Raw genomic sequence first — 15461 nt, 5'->3', positions numbered from 1 at the left:
GTCATCGCCCGGCCTGATTTTTTGCCTCACTCGGCGAGAAACAGCTCAAGCAGCGAGTTTAAGAACAGCTTGCCGTGCTGGGTGATCTGCCAGTATGTTGCGCACTCCGTCAGATATCCCTGGGCGATGGCCTCATCAAGCGGCTGACGAATCACCGCTTCAGACAACCCCGTATACTGCGTAAACTCAGCGCGCGGCGCGGCTTCCAGCAAACGGAATCGGTTCATAAAGAATTCAAACGGCTTATCGACCTGCTCCACGTCACGTTGGCTTTCGAGATAAAGCCCCTGCATATAACCGCGTGGATGGCGCGTTTTGGTGGTGCGCAAAATGCGGCCATCGGGGAACGTGACTTTACCGTGCGCACCACAACCAATGCCCAGATAATCACCAAAACGCCAATAGTTCAGGTTGTGCTGGCACTGGTAGCCCGGTCTGGCATAGGCTGAGGTTTCATACTGCTGATAACCTGCAGCGGTTAATAACTGGTGACCCTGCTCGAAGATGTCCCACAGCGCATCATCATCGGGTAACACCGGCGGGCGAGAACCAAACAGCGTGTTAGGTTCAATCGTCAACTGATACCACGAGAGATGTGGCGGATTCAGCGCAATCGCCTGGCGCAGGTCATCCAGCGCGTCGTCCAGCGACTGATCCGGCAGGCCGTGCATCAGATCGAGGTTGAAGCTGCGCAGGCCTAACCCGCTGGCGAGATGTGCCGCGCGACAGGCTTCCTGTGGACCGTGAATACGTCCCAGACGCTTCAGTTTCGGTTCACTAAAGCTCTGCACGCCGATGGAGATTCGGTTCACCCCGGCATGCTGATAATCGACAAAGCGATCGGCTTCGACCGTGCCCGGATTCGCTTCCATCGTAATTTCTGCATCCACTGCCAGATTCAGGCGCGCACGCACGCCATCCAGCAGCGTTTGCATCGCCGGGCCGGAAAGCAGGCTCGGCGTACCGCCACCGATAAAAATGGTCTTCACTTCACGGCCCTGCGCATACGCAACGTCCGCGTCGAGATCGTTCAGCAGATGCCGGACGTAATCATCGTGCGGGACTTCACCTTTTAACGCATGCGAATTGAAATCGCAGTACGGGCATTTTTGCACGCACCACGGGATGTGAATGTAGAGACTTAGCGGTGGCAACTTAACCATTACGTAAGGCTTCCAGCAGCAGCTTCAGCGCCTGCCCACGGTGAGAGATTGCGCTTTTCTCCTCACGCGTCAGTTCGGCGGCAGTTTTGCCTTCCGAAGGCACGAAGAAGATTGGGTCATAGCCAAAGCCGCCGTTGCCTGCTGCCGTACGGGTGATAGTGCCCGGCCAACTGCCGTGGCATACCAGTGGCGTGGGATCGTCTGCATGACGCAGATAGACCAGCACGCAGTGAAAACGTGCCTGACGGCGATCGTCCGGTACATCTTTCAGGGTCAGCAACAGCTTTTCCAGGTTCTGTTGGTCGGTTGCGTCTTCGCCAGCATAGCGCGCGGAATAAATGCCTGGTGCGCCGCCCAGCGCCTCAACGGCCAGACCAGAGTCATCGGCAATGGCGGGTAACCCGGTGATTTGCGCGGCATGACGTGCTTTCAGGATCGCATTTTCAATAAAGGTCAGCCCGGTCTCTTCGGCAGAATCAACGCCAAGATCGGTTTGCGCCACCACATCAAGCCCGAAATCGCTGAGCAGCGACGCGAGCTCACGCACTTTACCGGCATTGCCGGTTGCGAGGACAACTTTTTGCATAGGATACCTAATCAGTTAACGCCGCGACTTCTGGCGGGATCTGTTGCGGATGAATGATTTTAACCTGTTTATGGCGGCCAAGTTCGCCCTTTTCAATAACGACCTGGCTCTTTGCCACGCGGAACTGCTTACCGAGAAACTTCACCAGATGACTGTTCGCCTGGCCGTCCACCGGCGGGGCGGTAATGGCGACTTTCAGTTCGTCGCCATGTAAACCGACAATGCTGTCGCGGCTGGCTTTCGGCTGAATATAGAGCCGTAAAACCAGTCCCTCATCACAGCGTGTCACCGCACTCATAGCGCCATCCACAGCCCCGGCAGCAACATGTTACCGGTTGCCTGCAGAACCTCACCAATCCCCATGTTGACGACGTACAACAGCAGGACGAGAACCATTGGCGAGAAATCGATGCCGCCCATACCCGGGAGAATACGACGAATCGGGCGCAGCAGCGGATCGGCCAGTTGAATCAGCACATACTCAATCGGGCTACGACCCTGGCTTACCCAGCTCATGATGGCCATCACCAATAGCACCCAGAAGATCAGCAGGCCAATGGTTTTGAGCACGATCAGCACGGCGGCGATCCAGACGATCGGCAGGAAAGTCACCACTTTAAACAGCACTATCGCCTTGATAAAGCTGAGAATAAACGCGACCAACAGCGACGCGCTGTCGATCGGTCCCATCGGGGGAATAATACGGCGCAGCGGCCCAATAATGGGTTGCGTCACTTTCACCACAAACTGGGAGAAAGGATTGTAAAAGTCACAGCGAGCCCATTGCATCCACACGCGCAATAACAGCACCATGGTGTACAGCTCAATTACCGTTGAGAGCAAGAAGGTCAACGTATTCATGGCGTTCCTCAGATTTCCTTAATTTTTTGTGTAATCACGTGCACCAAAAATGGCGGTGCCGATACGTACCATCGTGCTACCTGCCGCAATCGCGGCTTCCATATCATCCGACATACCCAGCGACAGGGTATCGACGTCAGGATAGCGCGTTTTCAGCCCGGCAAATGCTACAGCCATTTGGCGTGCAACTTCAAACTGCCTTACATAATCTGACTCAGGGGCGGGGATCGCCATCAAACCACGCAGACGCAGATTTGGTAATTCAGCGACCTCTGCGGCAAGCGCATCCAGTTCCTCCAGCGGAATGCCGGACTTGCTGTTCTCATCGCTGATGTTGATTTGAATCAGCACGTTCAGCGGCGCCAGCTCAGTCGGACGCTGTTCATTCAGTCGGGTAGCAATGCGCAGGCGATCGAGGGTATGGCACCAGTCAAAGTGCTCAGCGACCAGACGGCTTTTGTTGGACTGTAATGGGCCAATAAAGTGCCATTGCAGGCCTGCGATTCCTTTTTCGCGAAAGTGGCGAATTTTCTCTACCCCTTCCTGTACATAATTCTCACCAAAGGCCTGCTGACCGGCAGCGATGGCTTCTTCGATGGCGCTCGCAGGTTTGGTTTTGCTCACTGCAAGTAACGTAACTTCCTCTGAAGCGCGCCCGCAACGCGATGCGGCGGCTGAGATTTTGTCCCGGACCTGTGCCAGGTTATGCGCGATATCGTTCATTTTCCGAGGATCTGTGTATGAATATGGAAGAAATTGTGGCCCTTAGTGTAAAGCATAACGTCTCGGATCTACACCTAAGCAATGCGTGGCCTGCGCGCTGGCGAAAACGGGGGCGTATGGAATGCGCCCCTTTCACCGCAGCCGACATTACCGGACTGCTCGCGGATTGGCTGGATGAAGGGCAGCAGGCGGCGTTACAGCAAAATGGACAACTGGACTTCGCCGTTTCGCTTGTGGGAAACCTGCGGTTGCGGGCCAGCGCATTTCACCAGCGACAGGGAACGTCGCTGGCACTGCGACTGCTGCCGACGAAGTGCCCGACGCTGGAAACACTGGGGACACCCTCCGTGCTGCCTGAACTGCTCAGCAGCGAGAACGGCTTAATTCTGGTGACGGGCGCCACGGGCAGTGGAAAATCGACTACCCTGGCGGCGATGGTGACGTGGCTGAATCAGCATGTTGATGGGCACATTCTGACGCTCGAAGATCCCATCGAATATGTCTACGCCAGCCAGCGTTGTCTGATTCAACAGCGTGAGGTGGGATTACACTGCGCTTCGTTTGCCGCAGGGTTACGCGCGGCGCTGCGTGAAGATCCGGATGTGATTCTGCTGGGGGAGCTTCGTGACAGCGAGACCATTCGTCTGGCGCTAACGGCGGCGGAAACGGGGCATCTGGTGCTGGCGACGCTGCATACGCGTGGCGCTGCGCAGGCGATCGAGCGGTTGGTTGATTCTTTCCCGGCGCAGGAAAAAGACCCGGTGCGCAGCCAACTGGCTGGCAGTCTGCGTGCCGTGCTGTCGCAAAAGCTGGAAGCTGACAAGCAGGAGGGACGCGTTGCGCTGTTTGAACTTTTGATTAACACCCCGGCTGCGGGGAATTTAATTCGGGAAGGAAAGTCCCACCAGTTGCCCCATATCATTCAGACCGGGCAGCAGGTGGGGATGATGACGTTTGCCCAGAGCCTGCAACAGCGACAGGCGCAGGGAAAGCTTTAAGAAACGCGAGTCTTCAGTCGCCTTGCTCGAAGTAACTTTCGAGAATAATGACGGCGGAGGCGGAATCGATCTTACCTTTGTTCAACGCGCGATAACCGCCCTGCTCGAACAGGCCAGAGCGCGCCTCCACGGTGCTGAGTCTTTCATCGTGCAAAGTGACCGTGACGCCGAAACGCCCGTGAATGCGGTTGGCGAATTTGCGTGCGCGGGCGGTGAGCGGTTGCTCGGTGCCGTCCATATTCAGTGGCAGTCCAACGATGATCTCATCCGGTTGCCACTCTTTGAGCAGCCGTTCGATCAGATTCCAGTCCGGCGTACCGTCCTGCGCTTTAATGGCGGGCAGCGCGCGCGCCGTGCCGGTTACCCGCTGTCCAATCGCCACACCAATGCTTTTGGTGCCAAAATCAAAGGCCAGGAATGTTCCGCTCATTAGGCATGTCCTGCCACGCCGGGCATTGTCAGGATATCGATGCCAATGAGTCGGGCTGCTTCACGCCAGCGATCGGCAATCGGCGTTTTGAACAGAATATTGAGATCGGCCGGGGCGGTCAGCCAGGCGTTGTCCAGCAGTTCTTGTTCAAGCTGGCCTTTCTCCCAGGAGGAGTAGCCGAGTGCGACCAGCACGTCGCCAGGCTGTTCGCTCGTGCCTAAGGTTTCGAGCACGTCGCGCGATGTGGTGATCACGGTATTATCCGAGATGCGGATACTGGAGGCAAAACTCGACGGCGGTGTGTGCAGGATAAACCCGCGATCTTCCGCTAACGGGCCGCCAAGCATCACTGCTTTATCCAGACGAATCCCCGGATCGCGCGGTTCCGGCGCGATTTTCAGTTTTTCCAGAATCCCTTCAATCTGAAGATTTTCCAGAGGCTTATTCACAATAATCCCCATTGCGCCATCTTCGTTATGTTCGCAAATGTACACCACAGAACGGCGGAAAATCGGATCCTGGAGAGCAGGCATGGCAATAAGAAAGTGATGCTGTAAATTCATTGTCAGAGGTTCTGTTTCCTGGTTCAAAAAAGCAACAGGGGTCAGTATGTGGGTAAAGCGCACAGATGTCACTACCGTAGGCCGGATAAGACGTTCGCGTCGCCATCCGGCATCGGTGTCTTAATGCCTGATGGCGCTGCGCTTATCAGGCCTACAGCGGCATGCCGGATGTCGTCATCCAGCAAACGGCTTATTTCTGCAAACGTGCTTCGATAGCGTCCATCAGCATCCCGGTGATGGAGATCGGGAATTCGGCTTCAATCTCGCGGATGCAGGTCGGGCTGGTGACGTTAATCTCAGTCAGACGATCGCCAATGATATCCAGACCGACAAAAATCAGTCCTTTGGCTTTCAGCGTTGGACCGATACGGCGCGCAATTTCCCAGTCGCTGTCGGTTAACGGACGCGGTTCGCCGCGACCACCGGCGGCCAGGTTGCCACGGGTTTCACCACCCTGTGGAATACGCGCCAGGCAGTAAGGAACCGGTTCGCCATCAACGACCAGCACGCGCTTGTCGCCATCTTTAATTGCCGGCAGATAGTTCTGCGCCATGCAGTAGCGGGTGCCATGCTCGGTCAGGGTTTCTGTAATCACGCCGAGGTTCGGGTCGCCTTCTTTAACGCGGAAGATCGACGCGCCACCCATACCGTCCAGCGGCTTGAGAATAATATCGTTGTGCTTCTGCCAGAACGCCTTCAACTGCGCTTTGTTGCGGGTGACCAGCGTTTCTGGCGTCAGGTCAGAGAACCAGGCGGTGAACAGTTTCTCGTTACAGTCGCGCAGGCTCTGCGGCTTGTTGACAATAAGCGTTCCTTTCTCTTCCGCGCGCTCCAGAATATAGGTGGCGTAGATAAACTCGGTATCAAACGGCGGATCTTTACGCATCAGAATGACGTCAAGGGAGTCCAGCGACAGATCCTGCTCACCGGTAAACTCATACCATTTGTCGTAGTTCTGCTCAACGCTCAGCGTGCGCGTGCGGGCGCGGGCTTCACCGTTAATCAGATAAAGATCGGCCATCTCCATATAATGAAGTTCGTAACCACGACGTTGCGCTTCCAGCAGCATAGCGAAGCTGGAGTCTTTCTTGATATTGATGCTTGCGATGGGGTCCATCACGATGCCGAGCTTGATCATTATTCTTCTCCGTTAGCCCAGATCGCCAAATCGCACCTGAAGCGCGGTAATGGCGGTGAGCGCAGTTGTCTCAGTACGCAGAACGCGAGGTCCTAACAGGATATCAGTAAACTGATAGCGTGCGGTCATGGCAATTTCCTCTGCCGATAGTCCGCCTTCCGGGCCAATCAACAGACGAACACGTTCAACCGGCAGCGGCAATGTGTTAATGCTGTTGCTGGCGCGAGGATGGAGGTTCAGCTTCAGCCCCTCGTCCTGTTCGGCACACCAGGCTTCCAGATCCATGGCCGGGCGAATTTCTGGCACCCGGTTGCGCCCACACTGTTCGCAGGCGGCAATGGCGATTTTCTGCCATTGCTGGAGCTTCTTGTTCAGACGTTCACTGTCCAGTTTAACGCCGCAGCGCTCAGAAAAAAGTGGCGTAATGAGGCTTACACCCAGTTCAATCGATTTCTGGATAGTGAACTCCATCTTCTCGCCGCGCGACATGACCTGACCAAGATGGATGTGCAGCGGCGATTCACGATCGTCAATCTCGCTACTCAGCACGTTCACGTCCACGCTTTTCTTGCTGGCGTGGGTGATTTCGGCAGCAAAAACCTGATTGCTACCATCAAACAATTGCAGCTCCTGACCTGGCCCCATCCGCAGGACGCGTCCGATATGGTTAGCGGCATCTTCGCACAGGGAAATCTGGCTACCGGCGGTGATGGGCTCAGGGTGATAAATGCGGGGAATGCGCATAGTTAAAAATCCGCGTCATCTCCCCACGCAGCCTCGCCGCGCGGGGTAAGGGGTTAATCAATCATCCCGCTAGTGTAGGTTAGCTCTTTTGCGCCTGGCAAGCGCGTTGGACGTAAGGGTTGTGGTTTCCCTGAATCTTCGCGATCCGTTCGTCGCGCTCACATTCCCAGTCGGTGACCGGATACATCTTATTCCAGGCGTTGAAAAGCTGGGTTTGCTGGCGGGAAAGCGTCAGGTTGTACTGGTCGCGCATATAAAAGTAGGTCCGTGCAATCGCGCCGCGCGCGCGGGCTGGCGGCTCGGCGATCTTTTCTTTGAAATCGACCTTCATGGCGCACTGTCCGTACTGACCTTCGCCGCCGTTCCACTGGCTGTACATGAAGTTACCGCGATCGCCATTCACCTCACCCACGGCGGGTTGCAGGTTGTGCATGTCGCTTTCCATTTTGCGATAAACCGGATCTTTAGCGCAGTTTTTACGTCCGCCGTCCTGCCAGCACTGACGCTGATGGCCAAACTGCCATGCAGGAACCACATGTTCCCATTCGATTCGGCTGGCGCGATTCTCGTTCTTTCGCACTTTGTAGCCACAGGAGTCGAGGTCGACAACCCCTTTTTTACCCTGCCAGTTGATTTTGCATCCGCAATAGAAGTCGCCAGGGACATCGGCGTTAACTTTGACGCCAGCGGTTTTTGCCTGTGAAAAACTGTTAATACCTGCGGCCAACGTCTGGCCTGAAAGGGCTACCGTAAAAAGAGCGGTTGCCAAAGAAAGATAACGGTACATCATGAACTCCGTATCAAAACGAGCCCGCAACGTAACGAAAGTTGATGTGCGATGCAATCAGCCGGATCAGGAAAGTTCCTGATAGTTCTGATTATTCAAGCGGCACTAAGGGTTCGCCGCAGTGAACGCAGCGGTAGGTGGCTTCGCCGCGCACGACGCGATTATGGCGGCGGATGGTCAACTGATGCTCCTGACACTGGCAGCGGTAAGGGAAAGTGTTGCGGCGCACCGATTGTAATTCGAACTGGTGCGTACGACGTGCGGGGACGCCGAGCACGCTTTCCATCATCCACTTCCACTCTTTACCGTGCGGCGCGACCCGGCCAAACCGCTTCCACACCAGTAAATGCGCCAGTTCGTGCGGCACCACTTCGTTGATAAACGCCTCGACGTTTTCCATCAGCAGCACCGGGTTAAGGCGAATTTCGTAACTCTCCAGCCAGGCGGTGCCGGCAGAGGTGCCGCGCTGCTGATAGACCAACTTCGGTTCAGGATAGCTGCGTCCGAGCTTCAGGTTAGCCTGCGCGAGGTTTTCCCGCAGGCTACGCATGACGGCTTGCTGGATGGCAATAGGGAGACGGGTGGTTTTCATAACGGCAGAGAATAGTGCGACAGGAACGGGACTGCAAGGGGAAGCGCCCTCCCATGGGGGAGGACGCAAAGGATGGATTAATCGTGTGCGCCGATTTCGCGCAGCTTACGACCTTTCATCAGATTACGTTCGATGTGTTCCAGCGAGACGTGTTTGGTTTCCGGAACCAGCCACAGCGTCAGCAGGATAAACAGCACATTCAGACCCGCGTAGACCCAGAAGGTATTCGCGTTACCAAGGTTTTGCAGCATGGTCAGGAACGTTGCGCCGACAATCATATTGGCAATCCAGTTGGTGGCGGTGGAGCAGGTGATACCGAAATCACGGCCTTTCAGCGGCTGGATTTCAGAACATAACACCCAAATCAGCGGACCGGCGCTCATGGCGAAACCAATGATGAACATCAGCAGCATCGCGATAGCGAAGTACTGCGCGGACGGTGAGTGGATGCCGACATGCATCATCGTCCCGAGGATCCCCATTCCGGCCGCCATCACCAGGAAGCCCAGCGTCAGCGTTGGTTTGCGGCCCCAGCGGTCAACCAGGCCGATTGCGATAAAGGTAGCCAGCACGTTGGTCAGACCGACAATCACGGTGCCCCACATCTGCTCAGAGGTGTTGGTGTAGCCTGCCATTTCAAAAATTTTAGGCGCGTAATACATGATGACGTTCATCCCGGTGAACTGCTGCATCACTTGCAACAGCACGCCAAGGAACACCGCGCGGCGGAAGTTGCTGTTCTCTTTGAACAGCGCCCAACCACTCTGTTTCACTTGTAGACTTTCCCGGATCTCATCTAACTCGCGTTTGGCTTCCGCGCTGGTATCACGCAGACGCAGCAGTACGCGTTCTGCATCGACAAAGCGCCGTTTCGCGGCGAACCAGCGCGGGCTGTCCGGCAGGAAGAAGACGCCGATCAGCAGCAGAATCGCCGGGATGATAATCACGCCCAGCATCCAGCGCCATGCGCCGCTGTAGCTGAAGGCGGTATCCGACAGATAGGCGCCGAGGATCCCGATAGTGATCATCAACTGGTACATGGAGATCATGCTGCCGCGAATTTTTTCCGGTGCGATCTCTGACAGGTATAGCGGAGCGGTGTAAGAGGCTACGCCAACGGCCAGCCCCAGCAGTACGCGGGAGAGGATCAGCACTTCAACGTTCGGCGCCGCAGCGGAGAACAGGGAACCGGCAACAAACAGAATCGCGCCGATCATCAGGCTTTTCTTACGCCCGAGTTTGAAAGAGAGCCAGCCGCTGCCGACGGCCCCGACCGCTGCACCGAACATCATAGAGCTGACCACCCATTCCTGGGTGTGCGCGGAGATCTGGAATTCATCCGTAATAAACGGCAATGCGCCAGCGATAACGCCGATATCCAGGCCAAAAAGTAATCCTGCCAGGGCTGCAAGGAAGCAGACAAAAAAAGTCATCGCCTTATTGGAACGCCCCTGTTTTTTATTGTCAGGCATTATGCCCTCCGGTTGGGTTATCAGTTTTGTTGATGATTAGGGTAGGTGAGTACATCACAAAAATATGTGATTGTTATCACGTAAGTGTAATCGCTTACACTACGGTGTTATCAATGTATTAATTAACAAATTGAAAATTATAGATTAATTAAATTGATATTTATCGCATTTGCCTGGATTTCAGACTTAACTGAAATGGAATGTAACAGCAGGTAAAGTCAGAACATGCAAAGTGATTGTTCTGAAAATGGTGCTCTTATCATCAGGTGTAAGCGGTTTCAATTGATGGCGTGCGGCGCTACTTCAGGTGGGGAGAGCAAACAAAAAAGGCCAGCACGAGGCTGGCCTTCGAATACCGCTATCAGTCGCTTATTTCAGACCGGCAGCCTCGCGCAGTACCTGCGCTTTGTCGGTTTTTTCCCACGGGAAATGTTCGCGACCAAAGTGACCGTACGCTGCGGTCTCTTTGTAGATCGGATGCAGCAGATCCAGCATTTGAATCAGACCGTATGGGCGCAGGTCGAAGAATTCGCGAACCAGCAACGTCAGTTGCTCTGCAGGCACTTTCTCGGTACCGAAAGTTTCCACCATGATGGACGTGGGCTCAGCCACGCCGATGGCGTAGGAAACCTGAATTTCGCAACGGTCAGCCAGACCCGCAGCAACGATGTTTTTCGCGACATAACGCCCCGCGTAAGCCGCAGAACGGTCCACTTTCGATGGATCTTTACCGGAGAATGCGCCGCCACCGTGACGCGCCATGCCGCCGTAGGTATCAACGATGATCTTACGACCAGTCAGACCACAGTCGCCCATTGGGCCGCCGATAACAAAACGACCGGTCGGGTTGATGAAGAATTTGGTGGCAGAGTTCAACCATTCGGTCGGCAGAACCGGCTTGATGATCTCTTCCATCACCGCTTCTTTCAGCGTCGCCTGATCGATATTTTCCGCATGCTGGGTGGAGAGCACTACTGCATCAATGCCGACAATTTTGCCATCGTCGTACTGGAAGGTCACCTGGCTTTTCGCATCCGGGCGCAGCCACGGCAGAGTGCCGTTTTTACGCACTTCGGCCTGACGCTGCACCAGACGGTGTGCGTAGGTGATCGGCGCGGGCATCAGCACGTCGGTTTCGTTGGTGGCATAGCCAAACATCAGGCCCTGATCGCCAGCGCCCTGTTCCAGCGGATCGGCACGGTCAACGCCCTGGTTGATATCCGGAGACTGTTTACCAATGGCGCTCAGGACGGCACACGAGTTGGCATCAAAGCCCATGTCGGAATGCACATAGCCAATTTCGCGCACGGTGTTACGCGTGATCTCTTCGATATCGACCCATGCGCTGGTGGTGATTTCACCGCCAACTAAAACCATGCCGGTTTTTACGTAGGTTTCACACGCGACGCGGGCTTTCGGATCCTGTTCCAGGATAGCATCCAGCACGGCATCAGAGATTTGGTCAGCGATTTTGTCAGGATGCCCTTCTGATACGGACTCGGACGTAAAAAGGTGTTTTGCCATTTTTTGTTTCACCTAAGGAGAATTTGGTTAGCTCAAACTGTTGTGCGGAAAAGCCAAAGCAGAAGATTCTACCAAGGCCTGCAGGTTAGTGACACTGGCAGTCTGAGTGTTAATCAGTATGGATGGATTAACATCTGGATGGCTATTTTAGGTCACTTCTTCACCTGATTTCCACTATTTTTTGAATCAGGTCTCACTGTGTTGAAAACCCTGGTGGAAATTTTTACAGATACTGCTGGCAATGTGCGCATTTATGTTTTGCTTTTTGGCGTTCATCCCGGTATAAAACGCGGCGCGCGGCTCTAACAAAAAGCACACGACGTTTTCTTCGTGTCGCCACTTCCAGCCGGGTTAAAACGTTAGCTTTGGCTTGTGGGTTCGTTCCTGATGGAGCGACCATGGAGGTGATAAGAGATAATGAACCGTTGTTTTCTGCTGAATCTGTCGCACCGTTCTGGTGTGCGCATGTCTCCTGCAATCTGCATCTCTGCTTTGCATACCTGCCGATGTTATACCCATCTCGGCGCTTCTCAGGACTCCAGAGCCGGTAACAGGCACTAAGGACTGAACAAGGGCGCTCTTGTACAAACAAGAGTTTTCTCGTGGTTTCGCCGAACCGTCATACGTAAGTTCGGTTACGTGTTTTACAATGATATGAAAAAGAAACCGGTCGCGCAGGCGGAGTACCAGCACTTTCTGCTGGAAAATCCGACTGTTTATGGGTTGTTATCGCCTCTTCGGATTGCGATAGTAGTCAACTGTTTTACACTTGTTACTAAAATTTGAGGTTCGCTATGTCTGACGACATGTCTTTGGGTTCGCCTTCGTCAGCAGGCGAACAGGGTGTACTACGCTCCATGCAGGAGGTTGCAATGAGCTCCCAGGAAGCCAGCAAGATGCTGCGTACTTACAATATTGCCTGGTGGGGCAATAACTACTACGACGTCAATGAGTTGGGTCACATTAGCGTGTGCCCGGACCCGGACGTACCGGAAGCGCGCGTCGATCTCGCTAAGCTGGTGAAAGCGCGTGAAGCGCAGGGGCAACGCCTGCCTGCGCTGTTCTGCTTCCCGCAGATCCTGCAACACCGACTGCGCTCTATTAACGCCGCGTTCAAACGCGCGCGCGAGTCGTACGGCTACAACGGTGACTACTTCCTGGTCTACCCGATCAAGGTTAACCAGCATCGCCGTGTGATCGAATCCCTAATCCACTCTGGCGAACCGCTGGGGCTGGAAGCCGGCTCTAAAGCGGAACTGATGGCGGTTCTGGCGCATGCCGGGATGACCCGTTCCGTGATCGTGTGTAACGGCTATAAAGACCGTGAATACATTCGTCTGGCGTTGATCGGTGAGAAGATGGGCCACAAGGTCTATCTGGTCATCGAGAAGATGTCTGAAATCGCGATTGTGCTGGATGAAGCCGAACGTCTGAACGTCATTCCGCGTCTGGGCGTGCGTGCGCGTCTGGCATCGCAGGGGTCCGGTAAATGGCAGTCCTCCGGTGGCGAAAAATCCAAATTCGGTCTCGCGGCAACGCAGGTCCTGCAACTGGTGGAAACCCTGCGTGAAGCCGGGCGTCTCGATAGCCTGCAACTGTTGCATTTCCACCTCGGTTCGCAGATGGCGAATATTCGCGACATCGCCACCGGCGTACGTGAGTCCGCCCGTTTCTATGTTGAGCTCCATAAGCTGGGCGTTAACATCCAGTGCTTCGACGTGGGCGGTGGTCTGGGCGTGGACTACGAAGGTACTCGCTCGCAGTCTGACTGCTCGGTGAACTACGGCCTGAATGAGTACGCCAACAACATCATCTGGGCGATTGGTGATGCCTGTGAGGAAAATAACCTGCCGCATCCAACGGTGATCACCGAGTCTGGTCGTGCGGTTACCGCGCACCACACGGTGCTGGTGTCCAACATCATCGGCGTTGAGCGTAACGAATATACCGTGCCTGTCGCCCCGGCTGACGACGCGCCGCGCGCGCTGCAAAGCATGTGGGAAACCTGGCAGGAGATGCACGAGCCGGGCACCCGTCGCTCGCTGCGCGAATGGCTGCACGACAGCCAGATGGATCTGCACGATATTCACATCGGTTATTCTTCTGGCACCTTCAGCCTGCAGGAACGTGCGTGGGCGGAACAGCTTTACTTAAGCATGTGTCACGAAGTGCAGAAACAGCTTGATCCGCAAAACCGCGCGCACCGTCCGATCATCGACGAACTGCAGGAGCGTATGGCGGACAAAATGTACGTCAACTTCTCGCTGTTCCAGTCGATGCCGGATGCGTGGGGTATCGATCAGCTGTTCCCGGTCTTGCCGCTGGAAGGACTGGATCAGGTGCCGGAACGCCGTGCGGTGCTGCTGGACATCACCTGTGATTCTGACGGTGCTATCGATCACTACATCGACGGCGACGGCATTGCGACAACCATGCCGATGCCGGAGTACGATCCGGATAACCCGCCGATGCTCGGTTTCTTCATGGTCGGTGCGTATCAGGAGATCCTCGGCAATATGCACAACCTGTTCGGTGACACCGAAGCGGTTGACGTGTTTGTCTTCCCGGACGGCAGCGTGGAAGTTGAGCTGTCGGATGAAGGGGACACCGTGGCGGACATGCTGCAATACGTACAGTTGGATCCGAAAACGTTGCTGACGCATTTCCGCGATCAGGTGAAACAAACCGATCTGGATGACGCGCTGCAGCAGCAGTTCCTCGAAGAGTTCGAGGCGGGTCTGTACGGCTACACGTATCTCGAAGACGAATAATGGCTGATGCCCGGGTGACTTGAACCTGGGCAATTAAGCAGCGATAATTTAGCGAATTACTGTGTTTACGAATCAAACCCTTTCTCGTCGGGCCTAACGACGCGGGAGGGTTTTTTTATATCGACGAATATGAGGTTTTTGCCATGAGCACCTTAGGTCATCAGTACGATAACTCCCTGGTTTCTAACGCCTTTGGTTTCCTGCGTCTGCCGCTGAATTTCCAGCCGTATGACAGCGATGCGGACTGGGTGATCACTGGCGTGCCGTTTGACATGGCGACGTCCGGTCGCGCGGGTGGACGTCACGGTCCGGCGGCAATCCGTCAGGTGTCAACGAATCTGGCCTGGGAACACAACCGCTTCCCGTGGAACTTCGATATGCGTGAGCGTCTGAACGTTGTGGACTGCGGCGATCTGGTTTACGCCTTTGGCGACGCGCGTGAAATGAGCGAAAGACTGCAGGCGCACGCAGAGAAATTGCTGGCAGCCGGTAAACGTATGCTCTCTTTTGGCGGTGACCACTTTGTGACGCTGCCGCTGCTGCGCGCGCACGCAAAACACTTTGGCAAAATGGCGCTGGTACATTTTGATGCCCATACCGATACCTATGCGAACGGCTGTGAGTTTGACCATGGCACTATGTTCTATACCGCGCCGAACGAAGGTCTTATCGACCCGAATCACTCTGTGCAGATCGGTATTCGTACGGAATTTGATAAGGACAACGGCTTTACCGTGCTGGATGCCTGTCAGGTGAACGATCGCGGCGTTGATGACATCATCGCTCAGGTGAAGCAGATTGTCGGTGACCTGCCGGTCTATCTGACCTTTGATATCGACTGCCTGGATCCGGCTTTCGCGCCGGGGACCGGTACGCCGGTGATTGGCGGCCTGACCTCCGATCGTGCTATCAAACTGGTACGCGGTCTGAAAGATCTGAACATCGTAGGGATGGACGTGGTGGAAGTGGCGCCGGCTTACGATCAGTCCGAAATCACCGCCCTGGCGGCGGCAACGCTGGCGCTGGAGATGCTGTACATCCAGGCGGCGAAGAAAGGCGAGTAACGGGCTAAGTGCCGGATGGCGATGCTAACGCATCTTATCCGGCCT

At 55.1% G+C, this 15461-nt stretch carries 18 protein-coding genes; 5 read left to right on the top strand and 13 right to left on the bottom strand.

Annotated elements, in window-relative coordinates; translation table 11 throughout:
* Positions 1 to 26: 26 nt before the first annotated feature.
* The 5 genes from hemW to I6L53_RS18680 are packed head-to-tail and all read right to left on the bottom strand — an operon-like array spanning position 27 to position 3333.
* On the bottom strand, positions 27 to 1163 hold the full coding sequence (gene hemW, locus I6L53_RS18700) for a radical SAM family heme chaperone HemW (protein WP_042324111.1): 1137 nt from the start codon (positions 1161 to 1163) through the stop codon (positions 27 to 29).
* Positions 1156 to 1749 carry an XTP/dITP diphosphatase gene (locus tag I6L53_RS18695; RefSeq protein WP_042324109.1) on the bottom strand — a complete coding sequence of 198 codons (594 nt, stop codon included), beginning with the start codon at positions 1747 to 1749 and terminating at the stop codon, positions 1156 to 1158. The genes hemW and I6L53_RS18695 overlap by 8 nt, the downstream gene beginning before the upstream one ends.
* 7 nt (positions 1750 to 1756) lie before the next feature.
* Positions 1757 to 2047: a DUF167 family protein YggU gene (yggU, locus tag I6L53_RS18690; protein ID WP_042324106.1), complete on the bottom strand. Its 291-nt coding sequence runs from the start codon at positions 2045 to 2047 to the stop codon at positions 1757 to 1759.
* Positions 2044 to 2610, bottom strand: coding sequence for a YggT family protein (locus tag I6L53_RS18685; protein ID WP_042324104.1), 567 nt, complete (start codon positions 2608 to 2610; stop codon positions 2044 to 2046). The genes yggU and I6L53_RS18685 overlap by 4 nt, the downstream gene beginning before the upstream one ends.
* A gap of 18 nt (positions 2611 to 2628) precedes the next feature.
* Positions 2629 to 3333, bottom strand: coding sequence for a YggS family pyridoxal phosphate-dependent enzyme (locus I6L53_RS18680; protein ID WP_042324102.1), 705 nt, complete (start codon positions 3331 to 3333; stop codon positions 2629 to 2631).
* A 17-nt stretch (positions 3334 to 3350) separates the two neighbouring features.
* Here I6L53_RS18680 and I6L53_RS18675 point away from each other — a divergent pair, with 17 nt between their 5' ends.
* The gene (locus I6L53_RS18675) at positions 3351 to 4331 is read left to right on the top strand and encodes a type IV pilus twitching motility protein PilT (protein WP_042324101.1); all 981 of its coding nucleotides are present in this window, start codon (positions 3351 to 3353) and stop codon (positions 4329 to 4331) included.
* Positions 4332 to 4344: 13 nt separating this feature from the next.
* Here I6L53_RS18675 and ruvX read toward each other — a convergent pair whose 3' ends face one another.
* The 8 genes from ruvX to metK all read right to left on the bottom strand — a co-directional run bounded on the left by ruvX (position 4345) and on the right by metK (position 11581).
* On the bottom strand, positions 4345 to 4761 hold the full coding sequence (gene ruvX / locus I6L53_RS18670; RefSeq protein WP_042324100.1) for a Holliday junction resolvase RuvX: 417 nt from the start codon (positions 4759 to 4761) through the stop codon (positions 4345 to 4347).
* On the bottom strand, positions 4761 to 5324 hold the full coding sequence (locus tag I6L53_RS18665) for a YqgE/AlgH family protein (RefSeq protein ID WP_042324097.1): 564 nt from the start codon (positions 5322 to 5324) through the stop codon (positions 4761 to 4763). Before I6L53_RS18665 ends, ruvX begins: the two co-directional genes overlap by 1 nt.
* Before the next feature lie 190 nt (positions 5325 to 5514).
* Positions 5515 to 6462 carry a glutathione synthase gene (gshB, locus tag I6L53_RS18660; protein ID WP_042324095.1) on the bottom strand — a complete coding sequence of 316 codons (948 nt, stop codon included), beginning with the start codon at positions 6460 to 6462 and terminating at the stop codon, positions 5515 to 5517.
* A 12-nt stretch (positions 6463 to 6474) separates the two neighbouring features.
* Positions 6475 to 7206 (bottom strand): 16S rRNA (uracil(1498)-N(3))-methyltransferase, encoded by a 732-nt coding sequence (gene rsmE / locus I6L53_RS18655; protein WP_042324094.1) that lies wholly within the window; start codon positions 7204 to 7206, stop codon positions 6475 to 6477.
* 79 nt (positions 7207 to 7285) lie between these two features.
* A complete protein-coding gene (gene endA, locus I6L53_RS18650; RefSeq protein WP_042324092.1) occupies positions 7286 to 7993 on the bottom strand; it encodes a deoxyribonuclease I in 708 nt (235 codons plus the stop codon).
* 91 nt (positions 7994 to 8084) lie between these two features.
* On the bottom strand, positions 8085 to 8585 hold the full coding sequence (locus I6L53_RS18645) for a SprT family zinc-dependent metalloprotease (protein WP_042324090.1): 501 nt from the start codon (positions 8583 to 8585) through the stop codon (positions 8085 to 8087).
* 77 nt (positions 8586 to 8662) lie between these two features.
* A complete protein-coding gene (gene galP / locus I6L53_RS18640; RefSeq protein WP_042324088.1) occupies positions 8663 to 10057 on the bottom strand; it encodes a galactose/proton symporter in 1395 nt (464 codons plus the stop codon).
* Positions 10058 to 10426: 369 nt separating this feature from the next.
* Positions 10427 to 11581 (bottom strand): methionine adenosyltransferase, encoded by a 1155-nt coding sequence (gene metK, locus I6L53_RS18635; RefSeq protein WP_042324086.1) that lies wholly within the window; start codon positions 11579 to 11581, stop codon positions 10427 to 10429.
* Positions 11582 to 11998: 417 nt separating this feature from the next.
* Between metK and I6L53_RS23700 the strand changes: the two genes are divergently transcribed.
* The 4 genes from I6L53_RS23700 to speB all read left to right on the top strand — a co-directional run bounded on the left by I6L53_RS23700 (position 11999) and on the right by speB (position 15416).
* Complete coding sequence (locus tag I6L53_RS23700; protein WP_269546758.1) at positions 11999 to 12142, top strand: hypothetical protein; 144 nt, start codon at positions 11999 to 12001, stop codon at positions 12140 to 12142.
* Between the two features lie 93 nt (positions 12143 to 12235).
* Positions 12236 to 12367: an acid stress response protein YqgB gene (gene yqgB / locus I6L53_RS18625; RefSeq protein WP_042324084.1), complete on the top strand. Its 132-nt coding sequence runs from the start codon at positions 12236 to 12238 to the stop codon at positions 12365 to 12367.
* Positions 12368 to 12375: 8 nt separating this feature from the next.
* Positions 12376 to 14352 carry a biosynthetic arginine decarboxylase gene (gene speA / locus I6L53_RS18620; RefSeq protein ID WP_042324083.1) on the top strand — a complete coding sequence of 659 codons (1977 nt, stop codon included), beginning with the start codon at positions 12376 to 12378 and terminating at the stop codon, positions 14350 to 14352.
* Between the two features lie 143 nt (positions 14353 to 14495).
* On the top strand, positions 14496 to 15416 hold the full coding sequence (speB, locus tag I6L53_RS18615; protein ID WP_042324081.1) for an agmatinase: 921 nt from the start codon (positions 14496 to 14498) through the stop codon (positions 15414 to 15416).
* Positions 15417 to 15461: the final 45 nt, after the last annotated feature.

It is taken from the genome of Citrobacter farmeri, assembly GCF_019048065.1.
Classification (GTDB): Bacteria; Pseudomonadota; Gammaproteobacteria; order Enterobacterales; family Enterobacteriaceae; genus Citrobacter_A; species Citrobacter_A farmeri.
This window is presented reverse-complemented; position numbering and strand designations above follow the sequence as displayed.